The sequence below is a fragment of the Sphaerochaeta sp. genome (assembly GCF_050178175.1).
In the GTDB taxonomy this organism is placed as follows: Bacteria; Spirochaetota; Spirochaetia; order Sphaerochaetales; family Sphaerochaetaceae; genus Sphaerochaeta.
The window spans coordinates 1-20,527 of record NZ_JBFXGH010000019.1 but is presented as its reverse complement, the minus strand read 5'-3'; the positions used below and the strand labels follow the sequence as shown (position 1 = coordinate 20,527).

Here is a 20,527-nt window from a genome sequence, read left to right as displayed (position 1 = left end):
GGAAGAGACTCCTGTAGAGGAAGAAAAACCTGTAGAGGAAGAAAAACCTGTAGAGGAAGAAAAACCTGTAGAGGAAGAAAAACCCTTCCATCCAGATAATCGTCTTGCTTTACCGCCTGAATATAGAAAACAAGAGAAGGTTGTATCTGAATCAGCAGTAGTTGAAGATAAAGGTGGCGAGGATGAAACGACGGGTATTCCGCGGTTCTTGCTTGCAGATACTATTGCTAAGACAGGAGAAAAACCGCAACCACTGAGAAAACCAGAACCGAAATTGGAATTTCCTGATTTTCATCAAGAAACGGTTGCAAACACAGTGGGTGGCAATTTACCGTCAACACTTAGAGAAATCCTGGAGAGGTTAAATCCTGCATGGGAGACAGAGAATCCCTTTGTATCATTCTGTGAACATGCAGAACCTCAACTATTGATGGGTACTGCTGGTTTAATCGAACAAGCAAGGCAAGCACAACTGAGTGACAAGACAGACAAAATGTTTACCATTCCCGGATACGATATAACCGTGGTGTTGATGGTGGAAAAAGGTGATGTACTACGTGCTTGGGATAGAAAGAAACATATCGGAGCCATCATGTACATGCAAAACAAGACCATCTGGAATGTTCTCTATCTCGAATACAACATGAGTGGGAAATTATTGGAAGCAGAAGAGCAGGTAATCCGCTATGAGGATTTTTCCCAAGCAGATTGGAAATATTCGGTGAATTTGGGTGACAGGATCCTTGAGAAGAAGAGAATGAGATGATTCAGGAAAAAGATATAGCGCATCACCTTGAAGTTGCCCTGCAGGCAGCCAAGTCAGCTGGGACGCTGGTCCTTGATGCTGGAACAGCAAAACACATTACAGTGAGAAGCAAGCAAAAGAATGATTTTGTTACTGAGACTGATCAAGCAGCTGAAGAACATATCATCGGGATACTAAAGCAGCACTTTCCTGACAATGCAATTTTTGGGGAGGAAAGTGGAAAGACAGGGACCCATGAGAATGGTCGCTGGGTGATAGATCCCATAGACGGTACAACCAATTTCTTTCGATCAATTCCCAATTATACGATCAGCATTGCCTGGGAAATGGAACCGTTCAAGCCACTGGTAGGTGTGGTTTATAACCCAAGGCAAGAAGAACTGTTCTGGGCAAGCAAAGGCCGTGGTGCTTTCCTGAATGGACAACCGATCAGGGTAAGTGATGTTGATGATGTCTCCAAAGCCTTGCTGGTCTGCGTGCCGCCTCATCGTCGTCATGATCTGGCGGATGAATATTTTGAACGTATGCGAAGAATCTTCTTGGCTGCCAGTGACTTCCGTTCCCTTGGTTCCTGTGCTTTGGAGCTTTCCTATATTGCTGCTGGAAGGTTTGATGGATACTTTGAACGATGCCTGGGATACTATGATCTTGCAGCAGGTATGATTATCGTCCAAGAAGCAGGGGGAAAACTGGAGAGTGCAGATCCTGGACAACCGTTTACTGATGAGAGGTGTGATCTTGTAGCCTCAAACGGCTTGATACAAGATTGGATTTTGCATATGGTTCATGCATGAGCTTCAAACTTGCAATCTTTGACCTTGACGGGACACTCATGAATACCTCTCCAGGAATATTCGCATCAGCTAATGCCGCTATAGAGAAGTTGGGCTTGCCTCCAGAGCATGATGTGAACCAGCTGAGTAAATTCATTGGACCTCCCATCACGCAATGTTTTGTGAAAGTGTACAATCTAGAACCCTCCCTGATAGATGAAGCAATCTCTCTCTATCGGGTTGAATATGACACGCATGGACGTTTCAACGCCCATCCCTATACAGGTATCCCCCAATTATTATCCACCTTGAAAAAGAGAGGGTATCTGCTTGCAGTGGGAACCTTGAAGTATGAACTTTTGGCGAAACAGATGATGGAACATTTCAATCTTGATGGGTATTTCGATTCCATCAGGGGCGCTGATCTGGATTCAACGCTCTCAAAGGCAGATATCGTAAACAAGGTACTCAATGATCTTTCGATTAAAGCAAACGATGCGGTACTTATCGGGGATACGTATCATGACCAGAAAGGTGCCATTGAAGCAAAGGTCCCCTTTATTGCAGTAGACTGGGGCTTTGGTTTTCCTAAAGGGTATATGAAGGACGAGACTACGCTTGCCGTTGCCCGAAGTCCGGAAGAGCTCCTTACAATCCTATAAGACAGTGAGTTTCCATCCCTAAGCAATGCAATTCTCCTCATTTTATGATATGCTGTGTTGGTCAGTAGATTTATCTGGAAAGGTATAACTGATAATCACACCTTTTATAGAAAAAAAGAGGAGAACTTATCATATGATGTTTCAACTGAAAAAAACACAAGTTTCCACTGCTAACGCTCCTGCAGCAATCGGTCCATACAGCCAAGCTGTTGTAGCAGGTCCCCTTGTCTTTACGAGTGGACAACTTCCTGTCGATCCAACAACCAATGAGTTGGTAGGTGGGGATGCAGCGAATCAGGCAAAGCAAGTATTTGAAAACCTGAAAGCCGTGCTGGCAGAAGCTGGTACCGATCTTTCAAGGGTCGTTAAGGCAACTGTGTTTCTGAAGAACATGGATGACTTTGGAGCAGTCAATGAGGTCTATGCATCCTATTTTGGTGAAGGAACCCTTCCAGCCCGTTCAGCGGTGCAGGTCGCAAAGTTGCCCAAGGACGTTTCTGTAGAAATTGAAATGATTGCCTTGGTATAAGTAAAGGTTAGCCATGAAACACACACCACTGTATGAGCGATACAAGAACTATCCTGGGGTCAAGTTGATCGACTTTGGAGGTTGGGAATTGCCTGTGCAATTTGAGACAGGCATCCTTGGTGAGCATAACGCTGTGCGAGAACGTGCGGGACTGTTTGATGTCTCCCACATGGGTGAGTGTAATGTAAGTGGGGAGACAGCAGCCTCCTACCTTGATTATCTCTGCACCAACTCAATCAGTGATATGCTCGTAGGGCAATGCCGCTATACACTGATGTGTTATCCTGATGGAACGGTGGTTGATGATTTACTCATCTACCGCCGCTCCGATATCTCTTTCATGGTTGTCATGAACGCATCCAATTGTGAGAAGGACCTGGAATGGATCAAGCAAGGCAATCCCAAAGCAGGGGAGTGCCCGATGGTACAGGACATTTCCGATGCAACGGTCCTGTTGGCTTTGCAGGGTCCTTTAGCTACCCAGATTCTATCTACCTTGTGGCCTGATTGTGATAGCTTGCAAACCTTCCGCTTCCGCAGTCAGTGTGAAGTGGGGGAAGTGATGGCCCTCATCAGCCGAACAGGGTACACAGGTGAAGATGGGTATGAGCTGTATTGTGCTGCTGAAGATGGGCCACTGCTCTGGGATATCCTTTTGGAAGCAGGCAAGCCGTTTGGCCTTATCTGTTGTGGACTGGGTAGTCGTGACACCTTGCGTATGGAGGCGAAACTACCTTTGTACGGTCATGAGATCAGCGACACTATTACCCCGTTGGAAGCCAATCTTTCCATGTTTGTGAAACTAGAAAAGAGTGATTTCTGTGGAAGGGATGCTTTACTTGCCCAGAAAGAAGCGGGTATCCCCAGGACGCTGAGAGGCATAGAGATGGTGGATAAGGCGGTTCCCCGCAGCGGTTACCGCGTATTCCTGGAAGATGAGGATATCGGGTATGTTACCAGTGGGACGAAAAGCCCTACCTTGGGTATCTTTTGTGCCTATATCCTGATCAAACGAGAGGCCGGACTCAAGTTCGGTGACACCGTGGATATTGAAATCCACGGGCAACGCAAGAGAGCAAAGCTGGTGAAGACGCCTTTCTACAAGCATGGAGTGAAAAACAGCGAATTATAATGAAACGTATCCAAAATTTTGCACCCGAAGGTTTCATCGCTCTCGATAACTCTGCATTGATCTTTCCTCCCACTGAGGCTGTATTCAATGCGAATACATTCCGCGTCTCCATGGATTTTTCATTCACGATAAAGAAAACAGTCCTGGAGCAGGCATTGCACGACCTTCTGCATCGTTGTTCCTATGCGAAGGTTCGGTTACATACCGGATTCTTCTGGTACTATCTCTCTCCCAATGATGCCGAGCCCATTGTCCATGAAGAGGGAAGTTATCCCAGTGGACGATTTGCGTTCAAGGAGAACAATGAGTACCTTTTCAAGGTGATCTATAGTGATCACCGAATAGCATTGGAGTGTTTCCATGCGCTTACCGACGGTTCTGGTGCGATGAATTACCTCAAGCTGTTGGTTGAGCGGTACTGCCATCATGCAGGAATACAGCAGGTCAAGTTTCCTAGTGGATTGGACTATCGGGTGCGACCCACAAAGCAGGAGTTCAGTGACCCGTTCCAACATCTTTACGATAAGCATGTATCCTCATATCCTACGATCAGCAAGGCCTATCATCGTAAGGGGAAAGGACCATTTGATGATAGGGTAAAGGTAATCAGTGCAACTATTTTAACCGAGCAGATCAAGGAACGGGCAAAAGTGAGGTCTCTTACCATAGGGGAGTACCTCTCATCAGTCTATCTCTACAGTCTGCAGCAACTGCAAATTGAGGAGATCCCTCATCAGAAGCGACGCAAGCCTATACGACTTTCTGTCCCAATGAATCTGAGAAGAATATTCGGCTATGATACGATGAGGAATTTTACCCTGTTTGCCGTCGTCGGCATTGAGCCGGCATTAGGCTTCTATGAGTTTGATGAGATTGCCACTGAGGTCCATCTGCAGATGGTCCAGGCGCAGTCGAGAAAGCGGTTGTTGAGCCAGATCAAGCGAAATGTATCCGGGGAAAGAGTCCCCATAATTCGTTTCGCCCCTACTGCTTTGAAAAATCCTCTATTCAAGCTACTCTCGGATTTTCTGGGCGATGACCAATACAGTGGAGTAATCTCAAATCTTGGGTATGTTGTGCTGCCTCCTCAATTGGAGAATCAGGTGGTGCGTTGTGACTTCCATCTGAGCCCCGGGTTGATGAACAAGATAAGCTTGTCGGTCATTGGCTATCTCGATAGGATTGTGGTGAATTTTAATAGTTTCTATGCATCAGACACCTCCTTGGAGCGGATCTTCTGTACCTTCTTGGTGGAAGATGGTATCCAAGTCGAAATTGCAACCAACAGGGAAGATACGAGGTAAAAACAACCATGGCATATTGCGTACGATGCGGAGTCAAACTAGCTAGTGGGGCAAAGACTTGCCCGTTGTGTGGGACAGAGGTCCTTCTTCCCCCAGGAATGGAGGACCCAACCAGTGAACCTCTCTTTGCAAAGAAATTACCCCCGGAGGGAACTCGTGGCATAACCAAGGCAAGAAAAGGCTTGGTTGAATTAATTGTGGCCTTGTTTGTGGCCAGCGAGATTACCGTTGGGCTCACCCTCTTCTTTTCTGGAGCCTTGGCGTATGCATTCATTCCCCTGTTCTCCATAGCCATGGCTGCCCTAAGCCTCGTTTCCATCGTTCTGGCAAAACCTCATTATGTCAATCATGCAAGCTGGCAAAGCCTGATTGCTGCGATCTTGCTTCTTGGCCTCGATGGGTATGATCTCACGTGGGATTGGTCACTCGTTGCAGCTGGTGGTATTGCAATGTTCTGGATGTATGGGGTGTTTCCTTGGACCAGATCGGCAAAGAAGCATGTGAAGGGAAGTACAGCACTCTGTGTATTGGCCACTCTTTTCTATATAGCGCTTATTAACGTGGTTGTCTCTGGTTCCTTTACCTGGTTTCTTCCTGTAGCCATTCCCACACTCCTGGCACTCTTGGTTGGATTCTCTCTGTTCCTCTTTTGGTTTGCCAATAGAAAGGGAAACAGGATTCCCATTGCAGATATTGTACTCGGGTCAATGGTGGTTCTTTTCATTGCCAGTGCAGTGTTTGATGGTGCGCTGACCCGCTACCAAACAGGCGCAGTTCATCTTCGTTGGGCAAGCAGTCTTTTGGTATCGGCAATAATTATCCTGTTGTTCATGGTTGCCGTCTCTCTTTCCCTGCGTCTCAGGAGATATTTCACCAGTCATAATAGACATGACTAAGTAAAGTCTGCAAACTGTCCCTGTGTTGCTGTTACGAGGTCTTCAGGTTTGATTCTCAGCTGCAGGCCACGCATTCCTGCACTCACATGGATATACGGTTCAAGTCGGGCGACTTCCTCGATGTAGGTAGGGAATTGTCTTTTCATTCCCAAGGGGCTGCAACCTCCACGTATATATCCCGTTACAGACTGTAACCGGTCAAGTTTCAACAACTCAATATCCTTACTGCCCGTCAATGCTTTCACCTTCTTCAGGCTGACAGAAAAGTCTGCAGGAAGGCAGAATACAAATATCTGTTTCTCACTATCTTCCAGCACGATTGTCTTGAAAACCTGTGAAGGTTCCAAACCTGCAACCTTACTTGCATGCACTGCATCAAGATGCTCTTCATCCCATGCATATTCCACTACCTCATAGGGAATGGCTTGTGCCTCCAGGATTCGCATGGCATTGGTCTTTTTCATGGGAGTATGGTACTTGTTTGCAAGCAGGTGTGCAAGCAAGGGGAAGGGGACCCGAAGGCCCCCTCTTGATGGCAGATTGATCGAGGTGATTATTTGTCGTCTATGGCAAACGATGTACCCAATGCAGAAGGAGAGGCGAATGAACCTTTTTTCTTCTGGTTGATGATAGTCATGGCAACCAATGCAACAAGTGTGATCAGATACGGCGAGAATCCAAGAAACTGGCTTGGGATGACCATCTTCAGTCCAGCAGCCTGTAGGCTGAACTGCAAACTGGTGATACCACCAAAGACCAGTGTTCCAATTACTACACGCGCCGGATTCCAGGTGGAGAAGATAACCAAGGCGATTACAATCCATCCTTTGCCTCCAGTCATGCCTTCATTCCAGCTGGGAGTGAAACTCAGAGATAGACAAGCGCCACCAAGACCAGCAAGCATACCTCCAATTACGGTGTATAGATAGCGGATCTTGGTAACCGAGATACCCATCGATGCTGCCGTTCTTGGATTCTCCCCTACAGCACGGACCACCATGCCATGCTTGGTCTTGTACATGAAGAACCAGGCAAATGGAATGAGAACGTAGAGTGCGTAGGTAAGCAAACTCACATCAAAGAGTGCCCCGAGGATGGGGATATCACTCAAGAATGGGATTGCAATGTTGCTGAACTTGTCAGGGATGTTCATACCGGTGAGGTTGTATCCATTGGATGCAGGTCCAAGACGTTCCCCCAGGAAATTGGCAAGACCGGTACCGAACATGGTGATGGCAAGACCTGCCGGAACCTGATTGGCCCTCATCGTAATACAGAGGAATGCATGGATGAGGCTGAAGAACCCGCCCACCAGCATCGCCATCATCAGCGCTAGATACAGATTACCGGTATTGAACGCAGTGGTGAATCCGGCAAGGGCTCCCATGAGCATGATGCCTTCCATTCCAAGGTTCAGTATCCCTGTCTTCTGGGTATAGACCTCTCCCAAGGTTGCATACGCAAGGGAGGTCCCCATGGCCAATGTTGCCGCTAGTAGTTTTGTGATGAAATCAAGCATGTTCATGCAGTAACCTCCTTACGGGTTTTGATGACAAGCAATCGGTACTCGATAAAGATATTGCCTGCCAGCAAAGGGATGAGTATCAGGCCTTGCAAAACTGCGCCCATCGCATTGGGCAGTTTCATGGTCATCTGCAAAGCATCACTACCCGTTTCGAGAGCGGCCATGATAACTGAGACCACAATGGATATGAATGGGTTGAGGCCACTCATCCAGGCAATGATAATACCGGTAAACCCGTATCCTGCATCCACTCCCTTGGTCAACTGGTGCGTAACTGCTGCCGCATCGATAACACCAGCCAAACCGGCAATTGCTCCACTGAGCAACATGGCCAGGATGATGTTCTTCTTGATCGAGACTCCCTGGCACTCTGCTGCACGTTTGTTCTTACCGATCATATTCAGCTCGAATCCCCAACGTGTCTTATACAAGACAAACCAGAGAATGCCCACAAGGATCAAAGCAAAGAAAATGCCTCCATGTACTCGGCCCCAGATTCTGGGAAGCCAGGCTTCCTTGGGATAGAGCACTGTTCCCATATTTCCCCTGGGAGCCTTCCATGCATTGAAATACAGATATTCAGCAAAGCCGATGATGATATAGTTCATCATCAGGGTAGTGAGCGTCTCATCCACACTCCACTGAGCCTTCAATACACCGGGGATACCTCCCCACAAGGCTCCGAACAGGATCCCGACGACCATACCAACCGGCAAAAGCAGTGCGGTTGGAAGGAATGTCCAGAACTGCATGACCCAGGTAATACCGATGACACCAGCGACATACTGCCCTTCAGCGCCAATATTCCAGAACTTCAAACGGAATGCTATTCCCACAGCAAGACCGCAGAGGAGCAAGGGGATGGATTTCACCAGCGTATATTGCAATTTTGTCTGGCTGCCGAAGGCTCCCTTGATCATAGCTGCATAGGCCTGAAATGGATTCGCATCAGATATAAGCAGTACGACAGCTCCCAGGACAAATGAGACCAGCAGGCTGACTACGGGGACGAGTACCGCCATTCTGGTGGATCGGTAGTCGCGCTTTTCCAAGCGGAATTTCATATATCCCTCCTTTCAACACCTGCCATCAACATGCCAAGTTCCTCGGTTTTTGCGTCCTTTGCATCTACGATATCCATAATTCTTCCTTCAAACATGACTGCAATCTTGTCCGCAACCATCAACAGCTCTTCCAGCTCCTCACTGACCAGCAGGACTGCACTCCCCTTGTCCCTTTGCTTGATCAGGTTTTGGCGCACTGCTTCTGTGGCTCCAACATCAAGTCCTCGGGAAGGGTATACTGCTACAAGGATGCCTCCACAGGAGTCAATCTCTCGTGCCAGAATAGTTTTCTGGATATTCCCTCCGCTCAGGAATTTCACCGAAGTATCCTGGTTGGGGGTCTTGATGGCGAACAAATCAATGAGGCGGTCTGCAAACTTCCGGACCAAGCCCCGCTTGATGATATTGTGTTGAGAGAGTTCAGTCGTACGATATTTCTTCATCGAGAGATTATCTCCCACACTCATGTCCCCGACCACACCCATTCTTCCCCGGTCGGCGGGGATATGACTTACCCCTGTCTTGATGATCTGCAATGGAGTCTTGTTCGTCATATCCTTTCCGTTGAGGTAAATGGTTCCACTGTTGACTTTCAGAAGCCCTGTGATGGCCTCAGTCAACTGTTGCTGGCCATTACCTGCAACACCAGCGATACCGAAAATTTCCCCACCACGAATTGAGAAGGAGACATTGTCCAGAACCGGTTTTCCACCCCCTACAGGCAGAACGAGAAGGTCCTTCACCTCGACCTTGATTTCCCCTGGGTTGTACGGGCCACGTTCCAAGGAGAAGAGTACATCACGACCTACCATCATGTTGGCCAGGTCCTGTACCCGTTTGATCGATTTGGTAGGACAGACTGATACACTTTTCCCTCGTCTCAGTACTTGGACAGTATGGCTGAACTCCATTACCTCATCCATCTTGTGGGTAATGAAGATAGCGCTCTTGCCTTCGGCGAGCATCTTTTTCAGGATCTCATTCAAATCTCTTGCTTCCCCAGGAGTAAGCACTGCTGTAGGTTCATCAAGAATGAGAATATCAGCCCCTCGGTACAACAACTTCAATATTTCTACACGCTGTTGCTCCCCAACGGAAAGATCCTGAATTATCTTATCCGGATAGACTTGTAAGCCATAGCGCTTGCTCAGCTCCGTTATCTTTTCGTGTATCTCTGCCATGGGTGGTACAAAAGGAAGGTCCTTCATGCCCAGGACAATGTTCTCTGCTACACTCATGTTCCCTACCAGCATGAATTCCTGGTGGATCATGCCAATCCCTAGGGCCATCGAGTCCTGCGGGGAGTTGATGTCTGCCAGCTCTCCCTTAACATAAATTTCCCCACTATCGGCCTGGTACAGTCCTACCAACATATTCATCAGGGTACTCTTGCCGGCGCCGTTCTCACCAAGTAAGGCGAGAACTTCTCCGCGGTGCAAGGTCAGGTCAACTTGGTCGTTTGCCAGTACCCCGGGGAAGTGTTTGGTTATATTGACCATTCGCACGACGGGTGTTTCGTCGGTGGTTATTTCACTCATGTTCTGTCCACTTACGTTTGCCTCAGAAACAAGGCAAGAAAAGTCTTGAATCAAGTAGAGGCGGGCAGCCGCCCGCCCCTATCCAATAGGAATTCCTAAAATCAGACGCTACCGATAACACCTTCAACAAACCAGTCCATGGTGAGCATTGCATCGTCACTCATCTTCTCGCCTGCTTTCTGGCGGACAGCACCATTGTTGTCCTTGAGCTCACCCCAGAATACGTCCCACTCGCCATCGTGGATCTTGTCCTGGACAGCCATGACTTCATCAACTACATCCTGTGGTACCAATGGGGAAATCGGGGAAAGATGGATCATCTCGTCCTCAAGGCCACCCCAGTAACTCTGGCTTTCCCATGTGCCATCAAGAACGCTCTGTACAGCAGGAATCATGTAGTTGCCCCAGTTCCACATCGGGGAGACCAGAACGCGGTCATCACCAATTATCTTGCGGAAGTCAGCATTGTAACCGATTGCATACTTGCCGCGTTCGATGGCTGCCTTTGCAGGTTCGGTGGTATCCTGGTGCTGTGCAATGACGTCACAACCCTGGTCAAGCAACGCTACGGCGCCCTGACGCTCGAGGGAAGGGTCGAACCAGGTGTTGGTCCAAACAACGGTAACAGTTGCATCTGGGTTTACAGCGCGTGCACCAAGGGTGAATGCGTTGATTCCACGTACAACTTCAGGAGTATTGTAAGCACCTACATAACCGATCTTTCCAGAAGGAGACATTTCAGCAGCGATCATACCGGAGAGGTAGCGCATCTGATACATTCTTCCGAAGTAGTTGGACATGTTGTCAGCGGAGAGATAACCGGAGCAGTGTTCGAAGTATACATCAGGATATCTCTCAGCAACATTGAGCATGTACTGCTGGTAGTTGTAGGAGTTTGCAAAAATGATTTTGCATCCTTCATCGATGAGGCTCTCCATGACACGTTCACTACTCTCATTCTCTGGGATACCTTCCATGCGAATGACTTCGACCTTGTTCCCGAAATGCTCTTCCATGGCAATAGTGCCCTGGTCATGCATGTAGGAGTACCCCATATCTCCAGGGGGACTGATGTAGATGACACCTACCTTAAGGGGTGCATCTGCAGCATCTGTGGTCTCTTGTGCTCCCTGTGCAAATACAAAGGAAGTGGCCAACAGCATGATCAACAGAAAGACAATGCTCTTTTTCATGTTTCTCTCCTTACAAAAGATTGCGTGATGTCGTTGATGGTACTCGAAGAACCTCAACTGTTTCAAATTATACGGGACGTTTTTCCTGCTGTCAAAACATTATTGATAAACCTTTAACGATGAAAAACGCATTTTAACCTAGTATAATTCTAGGTAAATTCAAAAATGTAGTAAGAAAAATTCATTTTACCGAAATATACGTTTTTTATGATTTTGTGCAGAAAGTATGGTATCGGTGGCAATAATTGTTGCAAAGCATATTAGTTGTTGCATATTGATCAAAACTAAGTAGCAAAAAGAGCTGAAAAATTGATTGATAACTCGTATTTACAACAAAATGAAAGCGAAATCTGACTGAAAATAGTGAAGGTAAGGAAGCTCATGGAAGCGAAATGAGACTTGTATCATACTACTGCAAATGATAGGATGAACCGACTAGCTTTTCTTTATGGTATGTCCCCTGTTCATTATGAAGGATTGTTGCATGAATAAAACTTGGACACATATAGTAATTGTTCTCATCCTCTTGGTGTGTTGTACCTTCTCGTTGGGTGCAGAGGAAACCGGTCTTGTTATCCGCAGTCCATTGTTTGGACCTCAGGTAAAAGTATCCACCAGTGTGGAGAATCTGGAAGTCCAGTCATTTTCTGCCCAGCTTGGGCTTCTCTTCGAGGTCCCTGAGTATAATGAAGAACAACGGTTGCAGAGTGCTGTGAGCAATGGTTCTTATCCTGTTACCCCAGGTGATACTTTCCGATTGATCTATCTGGATGGTATGAAAAGTGTAACGGTTGACTTGCAGGTGGATGAGTCAGGTAGTGTCTTAATTCCCGGTCTTGGTACCATTGAGGGGAAAGGCAAAACCTTTTCCCAGGTTAGGAAAGCCATTTATGATATGGTACGTACCTATTATAGTTATTCCAATCCGCAGCTTGTATTCATCCGCACCGGTTCCTTCATGGTTTCTGTGGTAGGAGAGGTGTATGGAACCAGAGTGGTCCCTGCCTGGGGGCTTACCCGACTCTCTGAAGTGCTGCAAAATGCAACCCCCTATGCTTCAACAAGAAATGTCCGCATCCGACACACTGATGGCAGTGAGGAAGTATTTGACCTGTATAAAGCAATGCGTGAGGGTGTCTTGGAGGAAGACCCATTGTTAAGAAGTGGTGATGTCATTACCCTTGAGCGTTGTGAGACTCTGGTAATGCTCAGCGGCCGGGTATATGAGGAAGGTACCTACCAACTCCTGGAGTCAGATCGCCTGGAAGATCTTTTGACCACCTATGGAGGTGGGCTCCTCTCTTCGGCTGATGCCCAGAACATCAGGATTCAACGGTATAACCCCGAGAGTGGCGCATGGTATGTGCAGTATGTCAATTTGTTCGAGCAACCCGATTATAAACTATCCCATCTTGATCAGGTCATTGTTGACCAGCAGCAACCCAGCCTCCAAACGGTAACCATAGAGGGAGCCGTCTCATCCAGTGAGGTATATGATTCTCTTTCCACCACTGCTTTGGTCGGCTATCCTTCTGGAAGGATCTTCTATCAGTACTATCCTGGAGAGAGCATGAAGCAGATGCTTAGCTCCCTCTCTTCCCGGTTCCTTGCAGTAAGTGATCTGGAAGGAGCTTACCTGCTTCGTTCCGGTGAGCGTATTCCTCTCAATATACAGGAAATACTTTATGGTGATGAGGAAGAGGGTCAGTCGTTGCAGTTGCAAAGCGGTGATACCCTCATGATTCCTTTCACCCAGCGGTTGGTAACCGTCAGTGGAGGGGTCGTTCGCCCTGGGGTATTTGCATACGTACCGGACAAATCAGTGAATTACTATCTTTCCCTTGCTGGTGGATTGAGTGACGATGCCGCCTATCCCACTGATGTGAAAGTGCAGGGTCCTGATGGCAAGAGCATTGCATTGGGGGACCCGATTCTCCCAGAGACCACCATTGCAGTCGCTAAAGAGACATTGGCCAGGGACATTGCTCCTACGGTCGCCATCATAGGCTTGGTAAGTTCCATCCTGGGAATCGTTGCCACGGTTGTGAACATCATCTTGGATTCCAAGAGCCTGTAGGAGAAGCAGATGAGTCAGCAGGAAGAGTATACACAGTCAATTAGTCCATTTGATGCAGGGGAAGAGGGCATTTCCATTGCAGAGCTGCTTCATATCTTTCACAAGCGTCTGCGCTGGTTCTTTGTAGGCTTCATCCTGGTTGTAGGGCTTGCTTTGGGCTATTTGCAGGTTGCCATTCCCCAGTATGAGTCGGAAGTTTCAGTCTTGGTAGATCCTATCCAGACATCCTCTTCTTTCGAATCCTTGATGGATATATCGGCCTCAAGTACGAAGATTGCCACGGAAGTCGAGTTGATCACCAGTCGGAGCAACATCGATTATGCCCTCAGTACGCTGGATCTATCGCAATACACGAATTCAGAGGGCCTTGATTACCGAGATAAGCTCGTATTGGGTAATCTTAAAGAGAGGATCGTGGTCTCTACGGTAAAGGATACCAACATTGTGAGGATCAAGGTTACCGATGAAAACCCTGTATTCGCACGTGATTTCGCCAATGCCCTTGCCTCAAGTTACGATACACTGCTGACCGGTATTGCCAAGAACTCGAAAACTGCACAACGTGAGTTTATCGAATCCCAGATTCCCATCAACGATCGCGCACTCACTGCAGCAGGGGATGCCTTGGGTGACTTCAGGGAAAACAGCGACATAATCCAACTCACCGACAAGAGTTCTCTGCTGGTTGAACAGATTTCTTATTACACACTGCGCTTGGAACCACTGAAACTGCAATTGCAGGAAGCAATGGTGTTCCTTGATGCATACAATGATGGCCTTCTTGAGGCTGGTGTTGAAGGAGTCCTTTCTCTCGACGATGTCCGTAAGGATCCTGTGGTCGCTGATAAATTGGATGATCTTGCAGCATGGAAAACAGAATTGACCATGTATGAGTCCCTGGGTAATCCCTCGGCAACCCAAACACAAATCTCCATGCCCATGGATGCTTCCTCCCGCACCTATGTGATCAGCAGTGCGATGAATCAATTGAACAAGGATCTGCTTGACCGTGTCGCCCTGCTTACCCGGTCGTACGGGAATGAGAATTATACACAAGCATTGGTGCAAGCGCTCACCACTGAGGTTGGTATCCAGATCTTGGAGGAGCGGGGAGAACTATTCATCTCCGAGCTCTCCCGACTACCTGTCCTGGAGCGACGTCTCGCTGAGTTGCAGAGGGATGTCCAGATCTATGAGGCTATCGGATTGAAGCTGCGGGAAATGTTGGAAGAAGTGAAGCTAATCGAAGCTTCAGTAAGCGGCAATGTCACGGTTGTTGATGAGGCAATCCTTCCACGCAATCCTGTCAGCCCGAACAGGCTCCTGATCTTGGCTGTTGCAGTATTACTGGGAGCGGCCTTCGGCCTTTTGCTCACCTTGGCCGTTGAGGCCTTGGATGTATCCATCCAAACCGAGCAGCAGATCCAGAAGATTGCTGGCAAGGATGTACCTATTTTGGGGTGGATCCCCTTGATGAAGGTCTCTCCTCTCGATTTGTATCCAACGCTTATTGTACATAATGATCCGCTCAGCTTTGAATCAGAGCGGTTCAAGCTGGTAGCTAACATGCTCTACAACCGGAGCGAGAAGCATGTGTTTTCCATCACCTCCTGTTCCATGGCGGAAGGGAAGAGTACCATCATCGGAAATGTTGCCATCGCTTTGGCTCAGATGGGTAGTAAGGTATTGGTGGTTGATGGGGACCTCCGGCTTCCCAGTATGGAGCGTTATTTCCGACTCAAACACCGAGAAGTGGGCTTGGTGGATTACGTCACCAAGAAGGCAACCCTTGAAGAGTGTATCCTCAGGCCCATTGAAAAGGTTCCCGATTTGCACTTGTTGCCCCCAGGTAATGCTCCTTTGGTGCATGCCGGCATCTTCTCCAATCCTCGGTATACGCAACTGATCCATTACTTGGAAAGTGTCTATGACTTTATCATTATCGACGCACCGCCATTGGACTCGGCAAGTGAATTGCTCGCCATCAGCAAACATGTTGATGGTCTGATCATCACCGTGCGTGCCGGTATCACCAGCAAGGGTTCGCTCTTGGACCTGATCAGCAGCTTGAGAACGGCAAATGCCCCCATCAGTGGTGTAGTATTCAACGGTGTGGTCCCGGGTTCGGTTGGAACTGGATATCGGTATGGCTATGGGTATGGGTATGGCAAGGGCTATGGATATGGTTCCTATGCCTCTCGGTACAGTGCTGAAGGTACGAGTGGAAAACTGAAAAAACGTCGAAAACACCATATTCGTGGACGATCCAATGGTTGGTATCGAAAAATGTACAAGCGTGATCTGAAAAATCGTGGTAAGATTTCTCCGGAACAGTTCGATGCAGTGCTCGCCTTTGGCCCCGATTCTGCCTATCAGACCATTACGGATTGGGTGGAAGCAGAACGCGGGAGTGCGAACACGCATCCCAAGGAGACCAAGCAAATGGAGGTTCCTGTAGCAAAACAAGAGGAGCCTCAGAAATCGGCAACTCCAGTGAAAGAGGATTTACTGTGTCTCTCCGACATTGAGAATGACATAGATGCGGTTGGCAAGAAAATTGAGGAGTGACTCTAGACAGAGAGCCTACTCTCTGCTATGGTTTTCCCGAAGTTACAGGTAGGAGGGAGCCCATGGGCAAGAAACGAAACAGTGTTGTGTGTAATGTTCTGGAATGGGAATCCCCTCAATATGATAGTGTAGTGAAGAGTCGGTCGTAGGGCCGGCTTTTTTTTTGAAGGAGCCAAGATGGAAAAACAGAATGTATTTGCAGGGCGATCGTTGTGTGTTATTGAGGATTTCTCCAAGGAAGAACGTATGTATCTCTTCGATCAGGTACGTATTCTCAAGCAAGCGATGGAGATGAGAGATGAAGAGAAGCTCACCCCTTTTAGAATTGATGATAGGGATTTCGGCATCTATGAAGTGTTCCTGGAAGACAGTACCAGGACCAAGGAATCTTTCAAGAATGCTGCCAACTTCCATCATGCAAAAGTCTCTGAGCTGAACAGCGACAGTTCTTCCTTCAACAAGGGAGAGAGCTATGCCGATACCTTCAATACCCTCAGTGGATATGAGAATACCATCTTCATCATACGAAGCAAGGTTGAGGGAGTTACCAGACATTTGGAAGAAGCTTGCGCCGCTTATGCAGAGCGGAATAAACTCTATCGCAAACCGGTATTCATCAATGCAGGGGATGGCAAGCATGAGCATCCTACCCAGGAATTGCTTGATGAGTTCACCTTTCTTGAAGACAACCAATGGAGCAACGAGGAATTGCATCTTGCATTGGTCGGGGATCTCTTCCACGGACGAACAGTGCACTCAAAAGCTGATGGCCTGAAAATATTCCAACAGGTCAAGGTTGATCTGATAGCCCCCGTAGAGTTGGCAATGCCGGAGGTTTACGTAAACCGGATGGAAGAAAATGGTTACCAAGTCCGCATCTTCTCTTCCATCGAAGAATACCTTGAGCAACCTGATGTGGCTTCCAAGTGGTACTTCACCCGTCCGCAGCTGGAGCGCATGGGAGACAGAATCCTGCAACGGCAGGAAGAGCTGCGCCGCTCAATCACATTCAGGGAGGAATTCTTATCCCAGATCAAGGAAGGTACCACCTTCTATCACCCACTTCCCCGTCACAAGGTAACTCCTACAATTCCCACCTTCCTCGATGACACCCCCCTCAATGGATGGGAACGACAATCAATCAACGGCATGTATGTGAGGATTGTTTTGCTTTCCCTGCTTGCAGGGAAAATCGGCAGTGATTTTGTTCCTGTGGCCAAGAAGGCGGTGCATGAGCGTGAGGACTACATTACAGAGGTGGACTTGCACTCCCGGGAAACAAAAGAGAAGCGGGTAAGTGAAGGGGTACAACCAATCCGGAATGGCTTGGTCATCGACCACATTCTCAAGGGAGACAGCCCGGGCGAAATCAGGAGACATATGAGGCTTATCAGCAGTGTGCTTGGCTTGGACGCATGCAAAGGTGGGGAGTGGGTAAGTACCAGCGGCCAGGAAGGCATTTTCAAAGGCATCATCTTTCGCCCCGGTGAGTACAGCCTTGACCGTAAGCAACTCAAGCGTTTGAGTGCAGTGGCTCCTGGTTGTACGCTGAACCTGATCAAGGATGGGAGGGTCATCAATAAATTCCGCTTGCATCTTCCTCCCCGTATCTATAACTTCGAGGATCTGGCTTGCACGAATGAAGCATGCATCTCCCACCCTGACCAGGGGGAGGGGGTTCCAGCCATGTTCTATCGAACCAAGGACAACACCTTTGTCTGTGCATACTGCAATAAGACTCACACCTTCAAGGAAATCTGGAAGCGTGGGAATAAATAGGCTACACTGGGGATACCATGAAACATATTGAAGATATTACAAACCATTATGGACCTATCCTGGCAAAAAAAGCCTTGGAGTTAGGTGCAATCCGACTCCAGGTACAAGATCCTTTCACATGGGCAAGCGGCTACCGTATGCCCATCTACAATGACAACAGGAGACTGCTAGCCGAAAGTGGAACCAGAAAGCTGGTCAGCGAGGCTTTCTCTGCAATGCTGGAGAGCCTTGGTTTTGACCCGGATAACATTGCAGGAACTGCAACTGCTGGCATTCCTCATGCAACCACCTTGGCAGACCGACTCGAGAAACCCATGAGTTATGTGAGAAGTTCCGGCAAGGACCATGGGCTTGGCCAGCAGATTGAGGGGCTTGGGCAAGGAGGTACCTATGCTGGTGCCAAGGTGCTCCTGATAGAGGATCTGATTTCCACCGGGGGATCTTCCATCAAGGCAGTTCAGGCGATTGCCAAAGCGGAAGGAGTTTGTCCCTATACCTTGGCAATCTTCACCTATGGATTTGCCACAGCCCAGGAAGCCTTCGCATCCTTGGACCCTGCATGCACATTCTTTACCATTCTTGACTATGATGTGATGGTTGCAAGTGCCCAGGAGACGGGATATGTAGACAGTGAGGAAGCAAGATTGCTTACCTTGTGGAGGGAAGATCCCTTTGGCTGGGGTGAGAAGCAGGGATTCCCCAAAGTAGATCGGTAAGGAGAGATAAGCGTGAATTATCAAACATTATTGGCGGAAAGTGCTGAAAAAACTGGAAATATTGCTTGCATGGGATTGGATCCCATCGTTGAATCCCTTCCTGTGTCCAGCGGGAATATTCGTAGTGATCTCAATGGTTTCTTTCAACAGTTATTTCGGAGGATGAGCCTCGCTGGATTGGTCCCTGCAGCGTTCAAGCCGAATCTTGGCTACTACCAGTGCCTCGACCATCCACGTGATGGAGATTTCTCGGGAAGTTCTGCCCTTGCCGATGTACTGGATATGCTGGAGAGTTTTTTCCCAGGAATCCCTGTCATTCTTGACAGCAAGCGAGGCGATATTGCCAGAAGCAGTATGAACTACGCCAAGGAAGCCTTTGAGGCGTGGCAGGGTGATGCAGTAACCGTTGCGCCCTATATGGGAAGTGACTCGGTAGAGCCTTTCATCAGGTTTCCTGAAAAAGGGGCTTATCTGCTTAATCGTACCAGCAATCCCGGGGGTAGAGACCTGCAGAACCTGCTTGTTGTGAAAAAAGATGAAAAACAACATCCTCTCTACCGTGAGGTGGCCAGCCAGATTGCCGCGTATAACCAGAAGACAGGAAGTGTTGGAGCGGTGGTAGGGGCGACCAATCTGCAGGAGTTGGAAGAGATTGCTACCTTTTACCATGACCAATCGGTTCCCCTGCTTATCCCTGGCGTCGGAAGCCAAGGAGGATCTGCAAGTGGGGTCATGACAATATTGAAAAAGGCTGGGTACCCGGTAGAGCTTGCCAGGATAAACAGCAGCAGTGCATTGACCCATCCATGGAAGAACAACCCAGCACCGGAAGACTGGCTTGACCTGTGCATGAAAAACCTTCGATCCCTGCTTGAGGAGACATATCTATGAAGGATGTGATGGAACTACTGTCAAAAAGACATCTCAATCCAGATGCTCCTGTCCTGTTGGGAACTGTCAGTGGTGTCGCTTCCACTAAACCCAGACTGATCACCTACTTTGACGAGAAGGTACAGGCCATCAGTATTATTACCACCAAGAGTTTCCAGGTGGAAGTCAATCCAGGGAACCGAGAGCCGGTGATCTGTGAGACCTCAGTCGGCAATTTTGGAAATTCTGTAGGATTGCGCAACCCCGGGATGGAACAAGCGCTGTATGAACTGAGGAAACTCAGGAAAGAACACTCCTTTTCCAGCTATCTCAATGTATCGCTCTCGGCAAACAGTGTTGAAGATTTCATTACCTTGGTAAAAGCCTTTGATGAGGTGGCAGACCTGGTGGAGTTGAACTTCTCCTGTCCTCATGCATCGGTCGGCTATGGGGCGTCAATTGGGTGTGACCAGAATATTGCCGCTGAATATGTGCGATTGATCAAGGAAGCAACCAAGGAGTGCAAAGCCCCCTTGTTTGTAAAACTTACTCCAAATGTCGATGACATCGGCCTGATAGCCAAGGCGGTAGTGGATAGTGGTGCCGATGGCTTGGTTGCAATCAATACGGTTGGCCCCATCGTCCACAAGGATCCAGGTTCAGGACTTCCCATCTTGCAGAACAAGCTCGGAGGCAAGGGCGGCAGTAGTGGTCATCATATCTATGAACGAGCACTTTCAGCCATCCGGGAGATTCGCCAAGCCTGTGGTGATGATGTACCTCTTATCGGTATGGGGGGAGTGAGTAGTGGATCGGAAGCCGCAGCGCTCATGGCCTCAGGTGCGGATGCAGTCGGGATTGGTTCAGCCCTTGGCACTGTCGACCAGAGGACATGGCCTGAATACCTCGCTGCGGTGAAACGAGAGGCGGAGGCCATTCTGCACGGAGATGGTTCCGTCCAAGAGCAATCCCCCTCGTATATCATCAATCACCGACAGATGGCATATGTGAAACATCAGGTTTTGAAAAGTGAGCAGTATGGCAAGGATACCCGGATCATCACATTGGATGGGACGCTTGACTGCAAGGCAGGACAATTTGCATTCCTGTGGATTCCTACCATCGGGGAGAAACC

At 48.3% G+C, this 20,527-nt stretch carries 17 protein-coding genes and 1 pseudogene; 13 read left to right on the top strand and 5 right to left on the bottom strand.

Annotated features, from left to right (window positions below; genetic code table 11):
- The 7 genes from AB7S66_RS03910 to AB7S66_RS03880 form a co-directional block, all read left to right on the top strand.
- Positions 1 to 766 (top strand): hypothetical protein (locus AB7S66_RS03910; RefSeq protein ID WP_428518159.1); only part of this gene is annotated, 766 nt, incomplete at its 5' end.
- Positions 763 to 1,560, top strand: a complete 798-nt coding sequence (locus AB7S66_RS03905) for an inositol monophosphatase family protein (protein WP_428518158.1) — start codon at positions 763 to 765, stop codon at positions 1,558 to 1,560. The genes AB7S66_RS03910 and AB7S66_RS03905, both read left to right, overlap by 4 nt.
- Positions 1,557 to 2,201 (top strand): HAD hydrolase-like protein, encoded by a 645-nt coding sequence (locus AB7S66_RS03900; RefSeq protein WP_428518157.1) that lies wholly within the window; start codon positions 1,557 to 1,559, stop codon positions 2,199 to 2,201. The genes AB7S66_RS03905 and AB7S66_RS03900 overlap by 4 nt, the downstream gene beginning before the upstream one ends.
- Before the next feature lie 133 nt (positions 2,202 to 2,334).
- Complete coding sequence (locus tag AB7S66_RS03895; protein ID WP_428518156.1) at positions 2,335 to 2,730, top strand: RidA family protein; 396 nt, start codon at positions 2,335 to 2,337, stop codon at positions 2,728 to 2,730.
- Between the two features lie 13 nt (positions 2,731 to 2,743).
- Complete coding sequence (gene gcvT, locus AB7S66_RS03890; RefSeq protein WP_428518155.1) at positions 2,744 to 3,862, top strand: glycine cleavage system aminomethyltransferase GcvT; 1,119 nt, start codon at positions 2,744 to 2,746, stop codon at positions 3,860 to 3,862.
- Positions 3,862 to 5,166 carry a hypothetical protein gene (locus AB7S66_RS03885; protein ID WP_428518154.1) on the top strand — a complete coding sequence of 435 codons (1,305 nt, stop codon included), beginning with the start codon at positions 3,862 to 3,864 and terminating at the stop codon, positions 5,164 to 5,166. The genes gcvT and AB7S66_RS03885 overlap by 1 nt, the downstream gene beginning before the upstream one ends.
- Positions 5,167 to 5,174: 8 nt before the next feature.
- A complete protein-coding gene (locus AB7S66_RS03880; protein WP_428518153.1) occupies positions 5,175 to 6,062 on the top strand; it encodes a zinc-ribbon domain-containing protein in 888 nt (295 codons plus the stop codon).
- Here AB7S66_RS03880 and ybaK read toward each other — a convergent pair.
- From ybaK to AB7S66_RS03855, 5 genes are all read right to left on the bottom strand, one after another.
- A complete protein-coding gene (gene ybaK, locus AB7S66_RS03875; protein ID WP_428518152.1) occupies positions 6,059 to 6,526 on the bottom strand; it encodes a Cys-tRNA(Pro) deacylase in 468 nt (155 codons plus the stop codon). The genes AB7S66_RS03880 and ybaK overlap by 4 nt on opposite strands.
- Before the next feature lie 89 nt (positions 6,527 to 6,615).
- Positions 6,616 to 7,587 carry an ABC transporter permease gene (locus AB7S66_RS03870; RefSeq protein ID WP_428518151.1) on the bottom strand — a complete coding sequence of 324 codons (972 nt, stop codon included), beginning with the start codon at positions 7,585 to 7,587 and terminating at the stop codon, positions 6,616 to 6,618.
- Positions 7,584 to 8,651, bottom strand: a complete 1,068-nt coding sequence (locus AB7S66_RS03865; RefSeq protein ID WP_428518150.1) for an ABC transporter permease — start codon at positions 8,649 to 8,651, stop codon at positions 7,584 to 7,586. The genes AB7S66_RS03870 and AB7S66_RS03865 overlap by 4 nt, the downstream gene beginning before the upstream one ends.
- On the bottom strand, positions 8,648 to 10,189 hold the full coding sequence (locus AB7S66_RS03860; protein ID WP_428518149.1) for an ABC transporter ATP-binding protein: 1,542 nt from the start codon (positions 10,187 to 10,189) through the stop codon (positions 8,648 to 8,650). The genes AB7S66_RS03865 and AB7S66_RS03860 overlap by 4 nt, the downstream gene beginning before the upstream one ends.
- A gap of 101 nt (positions 10,190 to 10,290) precedes the next feature.
- A complete protein-coding gene (locus AB7S66_RS03855) occupies positions 10,291 to 11,382 on the bottom strand; it encodes a BMP family ABC transporter substrate-binding protein (RefSeq protein WP_428518148.1) in 1,092 nt (363 codons plus the stop codon).
- A gap of 484 nt (positions 11,383 to 11,866) precedes the next feature.
- Here AB7S66_RS03855 and AB7S66_RS03850 point away from each other — a divergent pair, with 484 nt between their 5' ends.
- The 6 genes and pseudogenes from AB7S66_RS03850 to AB7S66_RS03825 form a co-directional block, all read left to right on the top strand.
- Positions 11,867 to 13,459: an SLBB domain-containing protein gene (locus AB7S66_RS03850; RefSeq protein WP_428518147.1), complete on the top strand. Its 1,593-nt coding sequence runs from the start codon at positions 11,867 to 11,869 to the stop codon at positions 13,457 to 13,459.
- 9 nt (positions 13,460 to 13,468) lie between these two features.
- Positions 13,469 to 16,027: a GumC family protein gene (locus AB7S66_RS03845; RefSeq protein ID WP_428518146.1), complete on the top strand. Its 2,559-nt coding sequence runs from the start codon at positions 13,469 to 13,471 to the stop codon at positions 16,025 to 16,027.
- Between the two features lie 177 nt (positions 16,028 to 16,204).
- Entirely contained in the window at positions 16,205 to 17,806 is a 1,602-nt protein-coding gene (locus AB7S66_RS03840) for a bifunctional aspartate carbamoyltransferase catalytic subunit/aspartate carbamoyltransferase regulatory subunit (RefSeq protein WP_428518145.1), read from the top strand.
- 17 nt (positions 17,807 to 17,823) lie between these two features.
- On the top strand, positions 17,824 to 18,522 hold the full coding sequence (locus AB7S66_RS03835) for an orotate phosphoribosyltransferase (RefSeq protein ID WP_428518144.1): 699 nt from the start codon (positions 17,824 to 17,826) through the stop codon (positions 18,520 to 18,522).
- A gap of 12 nt (positions 18,523 to 18,534) precedes the next feature.
- Positions 18,535 to 19,413 (top strand): orotidine-5'-phosphate decarboxylase, encoded by an 879-nt coding sequence (gene pyrF / locus AB7S66_RS03830; protein ID WP_428518143.1) that lies wholly within the window; start codon positions 18,535 to 18,537, stop codon positions 19,411 to 19,413.
- Positions 19,410 to 20,527 (top strand): annotated as a pseudogene (locus AB7S66_RS03825) (dihydroorotate dehydrogenase); the annotation flags it as partial. The gene pyrF and the pseudogene AB7S66_RS03825, both read left to right, overlap by 4 nt.